General features: G+C 43.0%; 25 protein-coding genes. 2 read left to right on the forward strand and 23 right to left on the reverse strand.

Features of this window, described 5'->3' with window-relative positions:
• Positions 1 to 14 precede the first annotated feature (14 nt).
• The 22 genes from rpmD to ACFOJ8_RS11030 all read right to left on the reverse strand — a co-directional run bounded on the left by rpmD (position 15) and on the right by ACFOJ8_RS11030 (position 11,103).
• Entirely contained in the window at positions 15 to 194 is a 180-nt protein-coding gene (gene rpmD / locus ACFOJ8_RS10925; RefSeq protein WP_380650554.1) for a 50S ribosomal protein L30, read from the reverse strand.
• A 16-nt stretch (positions 195 to 210) separates the two neighbouring features.
• Positions 211 to 711 carry a 30S ribosomal protein S5 gene (rpsE, locus tag ACFOJ8_RS10930; protein WP_031547067.1) on the reverse strand — a complete coding sequence of 167 codons (501 nt, stop codon included), beginning with the start codon at positions 709 to 711 and terminating at the stop codon, positions 211 to 213.
• 21 nt (positions 712 to 732) lie between these two features.
• A complete protein-coding gene (gene rplR, locus ACFOJ8_RS10935; protein WP_380650556.1) occupies positions 733 to 1,095 on the reverse strand; it encodes a 50S ribosomal protein L18 in 363 nt (120 codons plus the stop codon).
• Positions 1,096 to 1,120: 25 nt separating this feature from the next.
• On the reverse strand, positions 1,121 to 1,657 hold the full coding sequence (rplF, locus tag ACFOJ8_RS10940; protein ID WP_380650558.1) for a 50S ribosomal protein L6: 537 nt from the start codon (positions 1,655 to 1,657) through the stop codon (positions 1,121 to 1,123).
• A gap of 24 nt (positions 1,658 to 1,681) precedes the next feature.
• Positions 1,682 to 2,080, reverse strand: a complete 399-nt coding sequence (gene rpsH / locus ACFOJ8_RS10945) for a 30S ribosomal protein S8 (RefSeq protein ID WP_380650560.1) — start codon at positions 2,078 to 2,080, stop codon at positions 1,682 to 1,684.
• A 30-nt stretch (positions 2,081 to 2,110) separates the two neighbouring features.
• Positions 2,111 to 2,296, reverse strand: coding sequence for a type Z 30S ribosomal protein S14 (locus ACFOJ8_RS10950; RefSeq protein WP_380650562.1), 186 nt, complete (start codon positions 2,294 to 2,296; stop codon positions 2,111 to 2,113).
• A gap of 19 nt (positions 2,297 to 2,315) precedes the next feature.
• A complete protein-coding gene (gene rplE / locus ACFOJ8_RS10955) occupies positions 2,316 to 2,855 on the reverse strand; it encodes a 50S ribosomal protein L5 (RefSeq protein ID WP_380650564.1) in 540 nt (179 codons plus the stop codon).
• A gap of 25 nt (positions 2,856 to 2,880) precedes the next feature.
• The gene (rplX, locus tag ACFOJ8_RS10960; protein WP_380650566.1) at positions 2,881 to 3,213 is read right to left on the reverse strand and encodes a 50S ribosomal protein L24; all 333 of its coding nucleotides are present in this window, start codon (positions 3,211 to 3,213) and stop codon (positions 2,881 to 2,883) included.
• Between the two features lie 30 nt (positions 3,214 to 3,243).
• The gene (gene rplN, locus ACFOJ8_RS10965; RefSeq protein ID WP_145287975.1) at positions 3,244 to 3,612 is read right to left on the reverse strand and encodes a 50S ribosomal protein L14; all 369 of its coding nucleotides are present in this window, start codon (positions 3,610 to 3,612) and stop codon (positions 3,244 to 3,246) included.
• A gap of 29 nt (positions 3,613 to 3,641) precedes the next feature.
• Positions 3,642 to 3,905 (reverse strand): 30S ribosomal protein S17, encoded by a 264-nt coding sequence (gene rpsQ / locus ACFOJ8_RS10970; protein WP_380650568.1) that lies wholly within the window; start codon positions 3,903 to 3,905, stop codon positions 3,642 to 3,644.
• Positions 3,906 to 3,926: 21 nt separating this feature from the next.
• On the reverse strand, positions 3,927 to 4,136 hold the full coding sequence (gene rpmC / locus ACFOJ8_RS10975) for a 50S ribosomal protein L29 (protein WP_380650570.1): 210 nt from the start codon (positions 4,134 to 4,136) through the stop codon (positions 3,927 to 3,929).
• Complete coding sequence (gene rplP / locus ACFOJ8_RS10980; protein ID WP_380650572.1) at positions 4,126 to 4,560, reverse strand: 50S ribosomal protein L16; 435 nt, start codon at positions 4,558 to 4,560, stop codon at positions 4,126 to 4,128. Before rplP ends, rpmC begins: the two co-directional genes overlap by 11 nt.
• A 15-nt stretch (positions 4,561 to 4,575) precedes the next feature.
• On the reverse strand, positions 4,576 to 5,220 hold the full coding sequence (gene rpsC, locus ACFOJ8_RS10985) for a 30S ribosomal protein S3 (protein WP_380650574.1): 645 nt from the start codon (positions 5,218 to 5,220) through the stop codon (positions 4,576 to 4,578).
• A gap of 21 nt (positions 5,221 to 5,241) precedes the next feature.
• On the reverse strand, positions 5,242 to 5,625 hold the full coding sequence (rplV, locus tag ACFOJ8_RS10990; protein WP_380650576.1) for a 50S ribosomal protein L22: 384 nt from the start codon (positions 5,623 to 5,625) through the stop codon (positions 5,242 to 5,244).
• Positions 5,626 to 5,657: 32 nt separating this feature from the next.
• Positions 5,658 to 5,936 (reverse strand): 30S ribosomal protein S19, encoded by a 279-nt coding sequence (rpsS, locus tag ACFOJ8_RS10995; RefSeq protein ID WP_031547047.1) that lies wholly within the window; start codon positions 5,934 to 5,936, stop codon positions 5,658 to 5,660.
• 59 nt (positions 5,937 to 5,995) lie between these two features.
• Entirely contained in the window at positions 5,996 to 6,829 is an 834-nt protein-coding gene (rplB, locus tag ACFOJ8_RS11000) for a 50S ribosomal protein L2 (RefSeq protein ID WP_380650578.1), read from the reverse strand.
• Between the two features lie 31 nt (positions 6,830 to 6,860).
• Entirely contained in the window at positions 6,861 to 7,133 is a 273-nt protein-coding gene (gene rplW, locus ACFOJ8_RS11005; protein ID WP_380650580.1) for a 50S ribosomal protein L23, read from the reverse strand.
• Positions 7,133 to 7,756, reverse strand: coding sequence for a 50S ribosomal protein L4 (rplD, locus tag ACFOJ8_RS11010; RefSeq protein WP_380650582.1), 624 nt, complete (start codon positions 7,754 to 7,756; stop codon positions 7,133 to 7,135). The genes rplW and rplD overlap by 1 nt, the downstream gene beginning before the upstream one ends.
• Before the next feature lie 30 nt (positions 7,757 to 7,786).
• A complete protein-coding gene (gene rplC / locus ACFOJ8_RS11015) occupies positions 7,787 to 8,449 on the reverse strand; it encodes a 50S ribosomal protein L3 (RefSeq protein WP_380650584.1) in 663 nt (220 codons plus the stop codon).
• 25 nt (positions 8,450 to 8,474) lie between these two features.
• Positions 8,475 to 8,783 carry a 30S ribosomal protein S10 gene (rpsJ, locus tag ACFOJ8_RS11020; protein WP_145287947.1) on the reverse strand — a complete coding sequence of 103 codons (309 nt, stop codon included), beginning with the start codon at positions 8,781 to 8,783 and terminating at the stop codon, positions 8,475 to 8,477.
• Between the two features lie 312 nt (positions 8,784 to 9,095).
• Positions 9,096 to 10,430: an NCS2 family permease gene (locus tag ACFOJ8_RS11025; protein WP_380650586.1), complete on the reverse strand. Its 1,335-nt coding sequence runs from the start codon at positions 10,428 to 10,430 to the stop codon at positions 9,096 to 9,098.
• A 34-nt stretch (positions 10,431 to 10,464) separates the two neighbouring features.
• Positions 10,465 to 11,103 carry a YczE/YyaS/YitT family protein gene (locus tag ACFOJ8_RS11030; RefSeq protein ID WP_380650588.1) on the reverse strand — a complete coding sequence of 213 codons (639 nt, stop codon included), beginning with the start codon at positions 11,101 to 11,103 and terminating at the stop codon, positions 10,465 to 10,467.
• Positions 11,104 to 11,249: 146 nt separating this feature from the next.
• Between ACFOJ8_RS11030 and ACFOJ8_RS11035 the strand changes: the two genes are divergently transcribed.
• Entirely contained in the window at positions 11,250 to 11,897 is a 648-nt protein-coding gene (locus ACFOJ8_RS11035; RefSeq protein ID WP_380650590.1) for a PepSY domain-containing protein, read from the forward strand.
• 33 nt (positions 11,898 to 11,930) lie between these two features.
• On the opposite strand, the gene ACFOJ8_RS11040 is transcribed toward ACFOJ8_RS11035, so the two are convergent.
• Positions 11,931 to 12,608, reverse strand: coding sequence for a phosphotransferase (locus ACFOJ8_RS11040; protein ID WP_380650592.1), 678 nt, complete (start codon positions 12,606 to 12,608; stop codon positions 11,931 to 11,933).
• Between the two features lie 119 nt (positions 12,609 to 12,727).
• On the opposite strand from ACFOJ8_RS11040, the gene ACFOJ8_RS11045 reads away from it, so the two are divergent.
• The gene (locus ACFOJ8_RS11045) at positions 12,728 to 12,898 is read left to right on the forward strand and encodes an SE1832 family protein (protein ID WP_380650594.1); all 171 of its coding nucleotides are present in this window, start codon (positions 12,728 to 12,730) and stop codon (positions 12,896 to 12,898) included.
• Positions 12,899 to 12,904 lie beyond the last annotated feature (6 nt).

The following is a 12,904-nucleotide window of genomic DNA, read 5'->3' on the forward strand; positions in this document are numbered from 1 at the left end:
ATATCATAATATCATTAATTTTCTTCAACTGAAACTAAGTGGCTGACTTTAGCAACCTGACCTCTGAGCTGAGGTGTATCTTCAAGCTCAACACTGTGCTGAAGCTTTCTCAGTCCGAGAGAAGCAACTGTTCTTCTTTGAGTTTCAGGCTTCCCGATCAAGCTTTTTTTGAGGGTTATTTTAATTTTAGCCATATCTGTAAATCCCTCCTTAATTTTGTAGCTCTTCTACTGATTTGCCACGCAATTTAGCGACTTCTTCTGCGCTCTTAAGCTCAGTAAGACCTGTCATTGTTGCACGTACTACGTTGATTGGTGTGTTAGCACCCAGTGATTTACTGAGGATATCAGAAACACCAGCAAGCTCCAATACGGCACGAACAGGTCCACCAGCGATAACTCCTGTACCAGGTGCTGCTGGCTTCATGAATACTCTACCGGAACTGAAACGTCCAATGATTTCATGTGGAATAGTACCATCTACTAGTGGTACTTCGATAAGATCTTTCTTGGCAGCTTCGATAGCTTTTTTGATTGCTTCAGGCACCTCTTGGGCTTTACCTGTACCAAAGCCGACACGTCCTTTTTTGTCTCCTACTACAACAAGTGCAGAGAAACGGAAGCGACGTCCACCTTTTACAACTTTAGCGATACGGTTGATTGTAACAACGCGTTCTTCGAACTCCTGTACTTTCTCTTCTCTACGAGCCATAAATGTCATTCCCTCCTTCGATTAGAATTGCAGACCGTTTTCACGAGCAGCTTCTGCGAGTGCTTTCACGCGTCCGTGGTATAGATATCCACCGCGGTCGAATACTACACTTTCAATACCTTTGTCTTTAGCACGTTTTGCAATCAGTGCGCCGACTTCAGCAGCGGCATCTACGTTTGATCCGTTGTTGCTGTTAAACTCGGAATCTTGTGTAGAAGCACTTGCCAATGTTACTTTTTGGCTGTCATCAATCACTTGAGCATAGATATGCTTGTTAGAGCGATAGACATTAAGACGTGGTCTTTCTGATGTACCAGAAAGTCTGCTACGTACACGCTGATGTCTCTTTTGACGCACTTTGTTTTTATCAATCTTAGCGATCATTGATGTTCACTCCTCACTTTATAAATTATTTACCAGTTTTTCCTTCTTTACGGCGTACAAGTTCGCCTTTGTAACGGATACCTTTTCCTTTATAAGGTTCAGGTGGACGTACGGCACGGATTTTAGAAGCAAGAGCGCCAACACTTTCTTTGTTGATGCCTTCAACCTTAACGTTCGTATTGCCATCCACTGAAATGGAAAGGTCCTCGGAAGGTTCGAATTCAACTGGGTGAGAAAGTCCAACGCTAAGTACCAATTTGCTACCTTGCATCTGCGCACGGTAACCGACACCAACAAGCTCAAGTTCTTTAGTGAATCCTTCGGATACACCAACAACCATATTGTTGATTAGGGCACGCGTTGTACCATGATTCGTACGATGTTCTTTGGATTCACTTGGTCTTACGACCTGCAGTGTATTGCCTTCCATTTCGTAAGTCATTTCTTCGTTAAATGTGTTTACAAGCTCACCTTTGGGACCTTTAACAGTAACAGTAGATCCATTGATGTCAACTGTAACATCATTTGGTATTTCAATAATACGTTTACCTACACGGCTCATTTATTTGCACCTCCTGTTAATTGATTACCAAACGTACGCGAGAACTTCCCCGCCGATATTTCTTTTGCGCGCTTCTTTGTCTGTAAGCACACCTTCGGATGTCGAGATTAGGGCAATTCCAAGACCATTAAGGACCTTTGGAAGCTCTTGTCTTTGTGCGTATACTCTAAGACCAGGCTTTGAGATACGTTTCAATCCAGTGATAACTCTTTCATTCTTGCTACCATATTTGAGGAATACACGGATGACTCCTTGCTTATCATCTTCGATATATTCTACGTTTTTGATAAAACCTTCTGATTTAAGAATCTCTGCAATTTCCTTTTTAATGTTGGACGCAGGGATTTCAAGTGTTTCATGCCTCACGATATTCGCATTTCTGATGCGAGTCAGCATATCTGCAATTGGATCTGAGATTGTCATTACTAATTGCCTCCTTTCAATTTATGGCGATTACCAGCTTGCTTTTTTGACACCAGGAATCTGACCTTTGTAAGCAAGTTCACGGAAACATATACGGCAGAGCTTGAATTTGCGAAGAACTGAATGTGGTCTTCCGCAACGTTCGCAGCGTGTGTATTCTCTAACTTGGAACTTTTGTTTCTTTTGCTGTTTAGCAATCATTGATTTTTTAGCCACAATTTTGCCTCCTTATAGCTTACTTTTGAAATGGCATACCGAACTGTGTAAGCAGCTCACGTGCTTCTTCGTCTGTGTTTGCTGTTGTAACAACAACGATGTCCATTCCTCTTACTTTAGATACTTTATCGTAGTCGATTTCAGGGAAGATAAGCTGTTCTTTAACACCAAGTGTGTAGTTGCCGCGTCCATCGAACGCTTTTTTGGAAATACCTCTGAAGTCTCTTACACGTGGCAGGGATACTGAAATCAGTTTATCCAGGAAATCATACATTCTTTCTCCACGAAGTGTAACTTTAGCTCCGATTGGCATACCTTCACGTAGTCGGAAAGTTGCGATGGATTTCTTAGCTTTAGTAATTACTGGCTTCTGACCTGTAATTGCTTGTAGTTCTTCTACTGCAGTATCGAGTACTTTAGAGTTCTGAACCGCATCGCCGACACCCATATTAACAACAATCTTATCGATTTTTGGTACTTCCATTACAGAAGAATAGTTAAATTTGCCAACAAGTTCGTTTTTAATCTGCTCATTGTATTTTTCTTTTAATCTTGCCATTGGATGGACCTCCTTCCATTAATAATTAATTTTTTTCGTATTTTACTGTCGGAATTTCTTTTCCTGATTTTACAGCAATTCTCACTTTAGTTCCGTCTTCTTTAACTTCTTGACGGATACGAGTGCGTTCACCTGATTCAGGGTCAACGTGCATAACGTTGGATACGTGGATAGCCGCCTCAGTTTCGAGGATGCCGCCTTCAGGGTTCATCTGTGATGGCTTAAGATGTTTCTTCATCATATTGACGCCTTCGACGATGACACGGTTTTTAGCTGGGATTGCTTTGAGTATAGTGCCCTCTTTGCCTTTATCTTTACCGCTGATTACAACGACTTTGTCTCCAGATCTTACGTGCATGGGAATCGCACCTCCTTGTTTAAATGTCGATTAAAGTACTTCTGGCGCAAGTGAAACGATCTTCATGAAGTTGCCTTCACGGAGTTCACGTGCTACTGGACCGAAGATACGAGTACCTCTTGGACCTTTATCGTCACGGATGATCACGCATGCGTTCTCATCGAATTTGATATAGGAACCATCTTCACGGCGTACACCAGATTTAGTTCTAACTATTACAGCTCTTACTACTTCACCTTTTTTAACAACGCCACCAGGTGTTGCATTTTTTACAGTTGCAACGATGACATCGCCAATATTTGCAGTCTTGCGACCAGTTCCACCCAAGACTTTGATAGTCAGCACTTCACGTGCACCTGAGTTATCTGCCACTTTTAAGCGGGTTTCCTGTTGGATCATGCGAATAGACCTCCTTTATCCTCGATAGTTTAGATGACTACTGCTTCTACAACGACTTCCACAAGGCGGAAACGTTTAGTTGCTGATAGTGGACGTGTTTCTTCAATTCTTACTACGTCACCAGTTTTAGCAGTATTGTGCTCATCATGCGCTTTGTATTTTTTAGAATATTTGACACGTTTGCCAATGATCGGATGTCTTTTTTGTGTTTCAACGACTACTGTGATCGTTTTGTCCATCTTGTCAGACACTACGCGACCTTGGTAAACTTTACGTTCGTTTTTACCTTCCACTGTATGAGCCTCCCTTTAATATTATTGGCTTGCTTTCGCTTCGTCGATCTCTCTCGCACGGATAGTTGTTTTCATTCTAGCGATAGTTTTTCTAACCTCTTTGATACGAGCAGTGTTCTCTAGCTGACCAGTAGCTAGTTGAAAGCGTAGGTTGAAGAGCTCTTCCTTCAATTCTTTGACGTTATTTTCAATTTCAGAAGTTGTAAGATCACGGATCTCATTAGCTTTCATTCGTATCACCACCTAATTCTTCACGTTTAACAATCTTAGTTTTTACTGGAAGTTTGTGGCTCGCAAGACGAAGTGCTTCTCTAGCTACTTCTTCAGGGACACCTGAAACTTCGAACATAATACGACCGGGCTTAACTACTGACATCCAGCCTTCTACAGCACCTTTACCGGATCCCATACGAACTTCTAATGGTTTTTTAGTGTAAGGTGTATGCGGGAAAATAGTAATCCATACTTTACCGCCACGCTTCATATAACGAGTCATTGCGATACGTGCAGCTTCAATCTGTCTGGAAGTGACCCAAGCAGTTGTTGTTGCCTGCAGTCCGTATTCACCAAAACTTACTTCAGTTCCGCCTTTTGCACGTCCTTTAGTGTCTGGACGATGTTGACGACGGTATTTTACTCTTTTAGGTAATAGCATTGTTATTTTCCTCCTTTACTTTTTGTCATTCTTGACAGGAAGAACTTCTCCACGGTAGATCCATACTTTAACACCGAGTTTACCGTATGTTGTATCTGCTTCTTCATGTGCATAATCTATGTCTGCACGAAGAGTATGCAGTGGAACTGTTCCTTCACTGTAACCTTCAGAACGTGCGATATCTGCGCCACCGAGACGACCTGAAACTTGTGTTTTAATACCTTTAGCTCCAGCTTTCATCGCTCTTTGCAGTACTTGTTTCTGTGCTCTACGGAAAGAGACACGGTTTTCAAGCTGACGTGCAATATTTTCAGCAACAAGCTTTGCATCCATATCCACTTTTTTAACTTCTACAACATTAATGTGGATTTTTTTGCCTGTAATATTTGTCAGTGCAGTACGCAACTTGTCGATTTCACTACCGCCTTTACCAATAACCATACCTGGTTTGCCAGTGTGAAGTGCAAGATTTACACGGTTTGCAGCGCGTTCGATTTCAACTTTAGAAACTGCTGCATCTTTAAGGTTGTTTTCGATATATTCACGGATTTTGAGGTCTTCGTGCAGTAGATCTGCAAAGTCTTTCTCTGCATACCACTTAGCCTCCCAATCACGGATGATACCAGTACGAAGTCCAATAGGATTTATCTTCTGACCCAAATTAATTCCCTCCTTGTAGTTTTATGCGTTCTCTTCTACTTTTGTTTCTTCTGTTTCTTGAACTTCTTCAGTTGAAGGTTCTGAAACAACAATAGTGATATGACTTGTACGTTTGTTGATCTTAGTCGCACGGCCTTGCGCACGTGGACGGAAACGTTTCAATGTTGGACCTTCATTTGCATATGCTTCAGAAACATATAGGTTATCAATGTCCATGTCGTAGTTGTGCTCAGCATTCGCTACTGCTGACTTGAGCAACTTTTCAACTACTGGCGAAGTTCTTTTGTTTGTTAGTTTAAGAATTGCAATCGCTTCTCCGACTTCTTTACCGCGAATGAGGTCAAGAACCATTCTCGCTTTGCGGGGAGCAATTCTAACTGTTTTTGCAACTGCTTTCGCTTGCATCTTTCGTTCCTCCTTTATTCCGTCTTAATACCTTATCGTCTTGTTTTCTTGTCGTCGTTTCCGTGGCCTTTGAACGTTCTAGTTGGAGCAAATTCTCCAAGCTTGTGTCCGACCATATCTTCAGTTACATAAACCGGTACATGTTTGCGTCCATCATATACAGCAATTGTATGCCCGATGAAGTTAGGGAAGATTGTAGAGCGACGTGACCATGTTTTGATTACACTTTTCTTGTTATCTTCGTTGAGCTTTTCAACCTTTTTCATGAGGTGATCGTCAACAAAAGGTCCTTTTTTAAGACTGCGAGCCATTTTGGCGCCTCCTTCCAATAATGCGTGCGGATGAATCATCCGCACACTACTTTGGTTTCTTATTTCTTCTTGCGTCCTCTTACGATGAGCTTATCAGAACGGTTTTTACCTTTACGCGTCTTCTTACCAAGGGTTGGTTTACCCCATGGAGACATTGGTGACGGGCGCCCGATTGGCGCACGGCCTTCACCACCACCGTGTGGGTGGTCGTTAGGGTTCATAACAGAACCACGAACTGTCGGGCGCTTTCTCTTCCATCTTGAACGACCAGCTTTACCAATATTGATAAGTTCATGCTGTTCGTTACCAACAGAACCGACTGTTGCGCGACAAGTCGAAAGGATCATACGTACTTCACCAGAACGTAGTCTAACGAGAACATATTTACCCTCTTTACCGAGTACCTGGGCACTTGCGCCTGCTGATCTTACCAGCTGGCCACCTTTACCTGGTTTAAGTTCGATATTGTGGATTGTTGTACCTACAGGAATATCAGTAAGTGCCAGTGCGTTACCAACTTTGATGTCTGCTTCTGGACCACTCATAACTTCGTGTCCTACTGTTACACCTTTAGGTGCAAGGATGTAGCTTTTCACACCATCTGCATATACAACCAGCGCGATGTTCGCTGAACGGTTTGGATCATATTCAATTTGAGTGACACGACCTGGTACACCATCTTTAATACGCTTGAAGTCGATTACTCTGTATTGACGTTTGTGTCCGCCACCTTTGTGACGTACTGTGATTCTACCTTGGTTGTTACGTCCCGCTTTTTTCGGAAGCGGCTGTAATAGTGACCGTTCTGGCGTCGTTGATGTAATCTCGGAGAAGTCAGAGCCAGTCATATTACGACGAGCGTTGGTGGTCGGCTTATATTTTTTAATCGCCATCTCGTTTTACCTCCTTATTGGTAAATATTGATTAGAATATTTCAATAGTGCCTTCTTTGAGCGTCACTATTGCTTTTCTTCTTTTTCTTGTATAGCCGCTGTAACGTCCCATACGTTTTTTCTTCGGCTTGTAGTTCATTATATTCACTTTGTCGACTTTGACATCGAAAATGTTTTCAACTGCATATTTAACTTGTGTTTTGTTTGCTTTTACATCCACATCAAAAGTGTATTTATCCATGGACATCAAGTCAGCAGAACGCTCAGTGATTACAGGGCGTTTAATGATATCGCGTGCATCCATTACAGAAGCACCTCCTCTGCTTTATTGATTGCACCTTCAGTGAAAATAACACGGTTTGCAGAAAGGATATCGAGTACGTTGAGTTGCTCTGGTGTCAATACTGTAACACCTTGCAGGTTACGAGATGAAAGTTCGACGTTTACATCTTCATTCTCAAGTACAAGAAGTACTTTTTTGCTTGCGTCCAGATTTTCAAGAATTGCCAAGAAGTCTTTTGTCTTCGGTGCATCAAGCGACAGACTGTCAACGACTGTCAATGCTTCTTCATTAACTTTTGCGGACAATGCTGAGCGAAGAGCCAGACGGCGCATTTTTCTAGGCATTTTGTATGAGTAGCTTCTTGGCGTAGGGCCGAATACTACTCCACCTCCACGGTAGTGAGGCGCACGGATTGTACCTTGACGCGCATTACCTGTTCCTTTTTGTCTGAATGGTTTCTTACCACCACCGCTGACTGCAGAACGGTTCTTTACTGAGTGAGTTCCGCGGCGAAGTGACGCGCGTTGCAGATTGACTGCCTCAAACAGCACATGCTGGTTTGGTTCAATACCGAAAATATCCTGGTTAAGTTCTATAGAATTAACTTTTGTTCCTTCTTTAGTTAATACATCTATACTTGCCATTGTGTTAAATCCTCCCTTCCTAGATTACTATTATTTAACACCTTTTTTAATTGCTGTCGCGATTTTGACATATCCTTTACGTGGGCCAGGCACGTTGCCTTTTACAAGTATAACGTTGCGCTCTGCGTCCACTTTAACAATTTCAAGATTCTGTAGTGTAACAGTTTCTCCGCCCATGCGTCCTGGCAATGCTTTGCCTTTGAATACGCGTGATGGGTCAGCACCTTGTCCCATTGAACCAGGTCTTCTGTGGTAACGGGAACCGTGGGACATAGGTCCGCGGCTCTGGTTGTGACGTTTGATCGCACCCTGGAAACCTTTACCTTTGGATGTTGCTGTCACGTCTACCAAGTCGCCTGCTTCAAATGTATCTACAGTGACTTCTTGACCGACTTCGAATTCATCTGCTGCGAGATTTTTGAATTCGCGTACGAAGCGCTTAGGAGCTTTACCGGATGCTTTAGCATGTCCTGTTTCAGCCTTGTTTGCATATTTGTTTGTTCTCGCACCTGCAAAGAACTCACGTTTGTCGTCGAAACCGATTTGTACTGCGCTATATCCATCAGTTTCTTCCGTTTTCTTCTGCAGCACTACGTTGCCTGCTGCTTCAACTACAGTTACTGGAATGAGTTCTCCGTTTTCTCCGAAAACTTGAGTCATTCCCACTTTTTTACCTAAGATTCCTTTGGTCATCGAAAGTCGCACCTCCTGCTATAATTTATAATTTGATTTCGATGTCCACACCTGATGGCAGGTTGAGTCCCATTAGGGCATCTACCGTTTTTGGTGTAGGGTTTGCAATGTCGATAAGACGTTTGTGTGTACGTTGTTCAAACTGTTCACGTGAGTCCTTGTACTTGTGCACCGCACGGATGATTGTGTATACAGTCTTCTCAGTTGGAAGTGGAATCGGTCCGGAAACATCTGCACCAGAACGTTTTGCTGTTTCAACAATCTTCTCTGCTGACTGATCGAGCACTCTGTGATCGTACGCTTTCAAACGAATACGAATTTTTTGTTTTGCCATTATTTAACCTCCTTTTGGTCGTCATCATTGATTGATAGACTTCTCCACGAAAATTCTCTTGCACGCTGCCATGGCAAAGCGGCCGGGCGTGTCAGTAACCTCTCGCTTCATCGATTCAGAAACGCGCACCCTCTATAAGACGGCGGTGTATTCTTTAACATGGACATGTCACGTCCATTTCAGTCCAACGTTAGATATATTACACGAAAAGAGTGAAAAAATCAATAGATAAGCCAAGATTTTTTCACTCTTTTTCACCGGACTGCCAATACGCTGTCCAATTATATAGTATTCAGTTACAAATTACAACATCTACTCAGTCATAAATATGAAGTACAATAAGAAAACAATAAAGAGCCCGTACATCATTGGATGAATTTCTTTCCTTCTGCCAGCCATAATCATCGTAATTGGATAGAACACAAAACCAATGGCGATACCCGTAGCGATACTGTAAGTCAGTGGCATCATAAACATTGTTAGGAAAGCGGGCACCGCAACTTCAAACTGGTCCCACCTCACCTTCGCCAGATTCGATACCATAAGAGTTCCGACGATAATCAGAGCAGGTGCTGTCACCTCCGAAGTAAAAGTAACAATGAGAGGCGATAGGAATATGGCTAGGAGGAACAACACACCTGTTACGACGCTTGCAAACCCTGTTCTCGCCCCTGCCGCAACACCCGCAGTGGATTCCACATAGGATGTCGTGGTTGATGTTCCAAAGATTGACCCAGCAATTGTAGCGATGGAATCTGACAGCAAGGCACGACCGCCTCTTGGCAACTTATTATCTTTGATCATATTGGCTTGGCTGGCTACACCGACAAGTGTACCTGCAGTATCGAAGAAATCAACGAATAAAAAGGTGAGTACAACAATCAGGAATTGTATATTAAATATTTCAGCCGGGTTCGAAAATGCTTCGAAAGCAGCACCAAAGGTCGGTTCCATACTAGGTACTGATCCAACAAAACCTTCAGGTAGTGGCACAAGACCGAATGCAAGGCCAAGAATTGCTGTGATAATCATACCGAAGAATATTGCACCTGGCAGTTTCCTCGCCATCAGTATAGCTGTAATGATTAGACCCGCAACCGAAAGTAGGACCGTTGGATCATGCAGAACCCCGAGTCCGACTAAGGTGGATTCGTCTGTCACTATTATGCCCGCACCTTGCAGCCCGACGAAGGTAATGAAGAAACCGATACCCGCGCTGACGGCCATTTTCATCTCCATTGGTATGGAGTTAATGATATACTCTCGCACGCCGCTGATCGTTAACAGCGCGAAGATCACACCGGAAAACAGCACACCTGTCAATGCAGTCTGCCAAGGTATACCCATGGTCAGTATGACAGTGAAAGCGAAAAATGCATTCAGACCCATTCCTGGGGCCAATGCGATCGGGTATTTTGCGTATAGTCCCATCACGAGACAACCGATGAATGCAGCTAATGCTGTAGCGACAAATACTGAGCCCATGTCCATGCGCATGGAATCCGGTATGCCCTCAACGCCCTGAAGGGATAAGATGGACGGGTTGACAGCGAGTATGTATGCCATGGATAGGAAAGTGGTCAACCCTCCGAGTATTTCGCGTCGATAGTTCGTACCATTTCCTTCGAAGTCAAAAAACTTTTTCATAACCTACTCCATTCTTTGATTAATTTGTTTACAACTATATTATCTTGATAATCTCTTTGTCTTCCCCACCTAAGAATCTGACGAGTAGACGACGTGTAAGAGGGAGCCATGCTTCGATAAGCTTACCTAGCGATAAAATAATAATGAGGGTACCGATAAATACTGGCCCACCAAGTAGAAAGCCTGCTACAGCGGCACCAAACTCCATAATATTCCTTGCCATCGATATTTTCAATCCGAATTTTTCGACCAATAACAACATAAGAGTGTCGCGCGGGCCTGCACCCAGATTCGGTGTGATATAGAAAGCAACGCCAAAAGCCATGACAATGAGACCAATCGTGAAAATTACGATGTGCTGAATCCATCCACTAAATTCAGGAAGCAGCCAGTTAAATACGTCAATAAATAACCCCACAGCCACCATATTGATATAGACACCAATTTTAGGAAGGCGCCGGGTTACTATGGCAGTGAACAGCACGATGGAAGCACCAGCGATGATTGCCCAGCTCCCAATCGTCAGACCGAAAGTTTGCCACAAGCCGTAATGTAAGACATCCCACGAGCCGAGTCCGAGAAGTCGACCTTTTATAGTCATCGATATGCCGAATGCAAGAATGACGAGCCCCACTATATAGAAGAGCCAACGTTTTGCTGTATTGCTGAACATGTAGACCTCCCCGACTTTATTAATCTAGACCAGTTTACGCCCATGTGATGAAAAACGCAATATCATTCACTGCCACCTTAATTAGGTTTAATACAACTTTATAGCGGGAATTTTATAAAAAACTAAATAAATAGGGGGGAGAAGGTATGACTAATAGATATAAACTTGCAAGCGTGCTTTTATCTGCATCTCTCGTTATGGCAGCATGTGGAGATAACGAAGATATCAGCGAAGACACGAATGACGAGATTAGTGAAGATAGCAGTGCGGAAGAAACAGAAGTGGACGAAATCGTCGAAGAGGGCGAAGGTGATACTTCGATGGAGACGGTTGAAGACAGTTCAAACGACGAACCTAGCATGGATTCAGATAGTATTGCTGCAGTAGAAGATATCCCTAATGAGGCTTCAGAAGCAATAGACGCCGCTTCAGGAGACTTCGATGGAGAGCTCAAAGAACTTGAATTCGAAAATGAAGATGGACAGTGGGTTTATAAAGTGGATATGGAAAATGAGTCTGAAGAGTACGAAGCGACACTCTCTGCTGAGGATCTCTCCATTATTGAGGCCGAGACAGATGGAAACGATGGATATGACATGGAGGAGCACCTCGACTACAATAACCTAATAGCTGCTGAGGAAGCAATACAGACGGCGATGGATGAAAACGGTGGTGAACTGGAAAGCTGGACGCTCTCCACCGATGACGGACAGCCTGAATATGAAATTGAACTTACTGATGGTGATGTGACTATAGATGCCCAAAATGGCGAAATATTGGAAACGGACGATTGAATTAAAAAGGGCCACCATTGATGGTTGCCCTTTTTAATTTGCTGTGATCTTCATAAACCGGGAAAGTTTTTCGATATCCAAATCATCTTTGATGCGATATCCCTCATAAAAATGCTCTAAGTATTTATTTCCAAGGTGCCTTTCAATATCACGTGTCATAACAGCAAGATCGAAGTAACGATCTCTAACACCGATGCCTGATACGTCAACACTACCCGTAATATAGTTCTCGTTTACGATTATGTTGGAAAGGCTGAAATCGCCGTGACTGAATACCAGGTCCGTATGAAGGCCCTCTTCCGAATATACAAATGGACACCCATCGATACTCTGCTTATGGAAGAAACTCAAATATCTTCCGATCTGCTTGAGGGTCGAAATAATCGTTTCAGACGACTCGCTATGGAAAAATGTCTCTGCATCTCTGCCCGGTAGGGCAAGATAAAATAGACACGCTTGATCTTCTTCATATAGAGTCACTGGTTTTGGTACACCGTTTACTCCATTCAGCTCCATCCACAACAAACGCTTGTATTCTTTGCGGGTCCTACTAGCATCCTCTGGATATGACTTGGCTATCAGAGACTCTTTGGGCTGATATATATTCGGTGCGTCCTCCCCTCCGTACTCGAGCATGTAGGTTTGCGCCTCAGAACCACTCTTGAGTGGTATCCAATCATAGTATTCTTCATATATCTCAAAAGTGTGCATCCAAAGTCCCTCCATTCCCTATCATTCTACTTTAATTATCGTTAGAATGACATCAGTGTTTCCCCTAATATCAATTGCATTATGATATGATACAACTATAATTCAAGGTGGTGAAAGTAATGGATTTGAACTATAGACTCATGGAACTTAAGAATGAGTATATAAGGATTCAGGGCGACCTCGAAAAGCTAGAGTCCACCGGCAATAGTACATCTAAAATGGAAGAACGTCTTGTTCAGCTAGAAACGGAGATTTCCCAAACAAAAAAGGAAATCAGAAATAATCAGTAGGAAGTG

It is taken from the genome of Salinicoccus sesuvii, from assembly GCF_042648145.1.
Lineage (GTDB): Bacteria > Bacillota > Bacilli > Staphylococcales > Salinicoccaceae > Salinicoccus > Salinicoccus sesuvii.

Excerpts from the sequence above, each read along its gene's own strand:
- rpmD (WP_380650554.1), bottom strand. The coding sequence starts at position 194 with ATGGCTAAAATTAAAATAACCCTCAAAAAAAGCTTGATCGGGAAGCCT.
- rpsE (WP_031547067.1), bottom strand. The coding sequence starts at position 711 with ATGGCTCGTAGAGAAGAGAAAGTACAGGAGTTCGAAGAACGCGTTGTT.
- rplR (WP_380650556.1), bottom strand. The coding sequence starts at position 1,095 with ATGATCGCTAAGATTGATAAAAACAAAGTGCGTCAAAAGAGACATCAG.
- rplF (WP_380650558.1), bottom strand. The coding sequence starts at position 1,657 with ATGAGCCGTGTAGGTAAACGTATTATTGAAATACCAAATGATGTTACA.
- rpsH (WP_380650560.1), bottom strand. The coding sequence starts at position 2,080 with ATGACAATCTCAGATCCAATTGCAGATATGCTGACTCGCATCAGAAAT.
- rplE (WP_380650564.1), bottom strand. The coding sequence starts at position 2,855 with ATGGCAAGATTAAAAGAAAAATACAATGAGCAGATTAAAAACGAACTT.
- rplX (WP_380650566.1), bottom strand. The coding sequence starts at position 3,213 with ATGCACGTAAGATCTGGAGACAAAGTCGTTGTAATCAGCGGTAAAGAT.
- rplN (WP_145287975.1), bottom strand. The coding sequence starts at position 3,612 with ATGATCCAACAGGAAACCCGCTTAAAAGTGGCAGATAACTCAGGTGCA.
- rpmC (WP_380650570.1), bottom strand. The coding sequence starts at position 4,136 with ATGAAAGCTAATGAGATCCGTGATCTTACAACTTCTGAAATTGAAAAT.
- rplP (WP_380650572.1), bottom strand. The coding sequence starts at position 4,560 with ATGCTATTACCTAAAAGAGTAAAATACCGTCGTCAACATCGTCCAGAC.
- rplV (WP_380650576.1), bottom strand. The coding sequence starts at position 5,625 with ATGCAAGCGAAAGCAGTTGCAAAAACAGTTAGAATTGCTCCCCGCAAA.
- rpsS (WP_031547047.1), bottom strand. The coding sequence starts at position 5,936 with ATGGCTCGCAGTCTTAAAAAAGGACCTTTTGTTGACGATCACCTCATG.
- rplB (WP_380650578.1), bottom strand. The coding sequence starts at position 6,829 with ATGGCGATTAAAAAATATAAGCCGACCACCAACGCTCGTCGTAATATG.
- rplW (WP_380650580.1), bottom strand. The coding sequence starts at position 7,133 with ATGGATGCACGCGATATCATTAAACGCCCTGTAATCACTGAGCGTTCT.
- rplD (WP_380650582.1), bottom strand. The coding sequence starts at position 7,756 with ATGGCAAGTATAGATGTATTAACTAAAGAAGGAACAAAAGTTAATTCT.
- rplC (WP_380650584.1), bottom strand. The coding sequence starts at position 8,449 with ATGACCAAAGGAATCTTAGGTAAAAAAGTGGGAATGACTCAAGTTTTC.
- rpsJ (WP_145287947.1), bottom strand. The coding sequence starts at position 8,783 with ATGGCAAAACAAAAAATTCGTATTCGTTTGAAAGCGTACGATCACAGA.
- ACFOJ8_RS11025 (WP_380650586.1), bottom strand. The coding sequence starts at position 10,430 with ATGAAAAAGTTTTTTGACTTCGAAGGAAATGGTACGAACTATCGACGC.
- ACFOJ8_RS11030 (WP_380650588.1), bottom strand. The coding sequence starts at position 11,103 with ATGTTCAGCAATACAGCAAAACGTTGGCTCTTCTATATAGTGGGGCTC.
- ACFOJ8_RS11035 (WP_380650590.1), top strand. The coding sequence starts at position 11,250 with ATGACTAATAGATATAAACTTGCAAGCGTGCTTTTATCTGCATCTCTC.
- ACFOJ8_RS11040 (WP_380650592.1), bottom strand. The coding sequence starts at position 12,608 with ATGCACACTTTTGAGATATATGAAGAATACTATGATTGGATACCACTC.
- ACFOJ8_RS11045 (WP_380650594.1), top strand. The coding sequence starts at position 12,728 with ATGGATTTGAACTATAGACTCATGGAACTTAAGAATGAGTATATAAGG.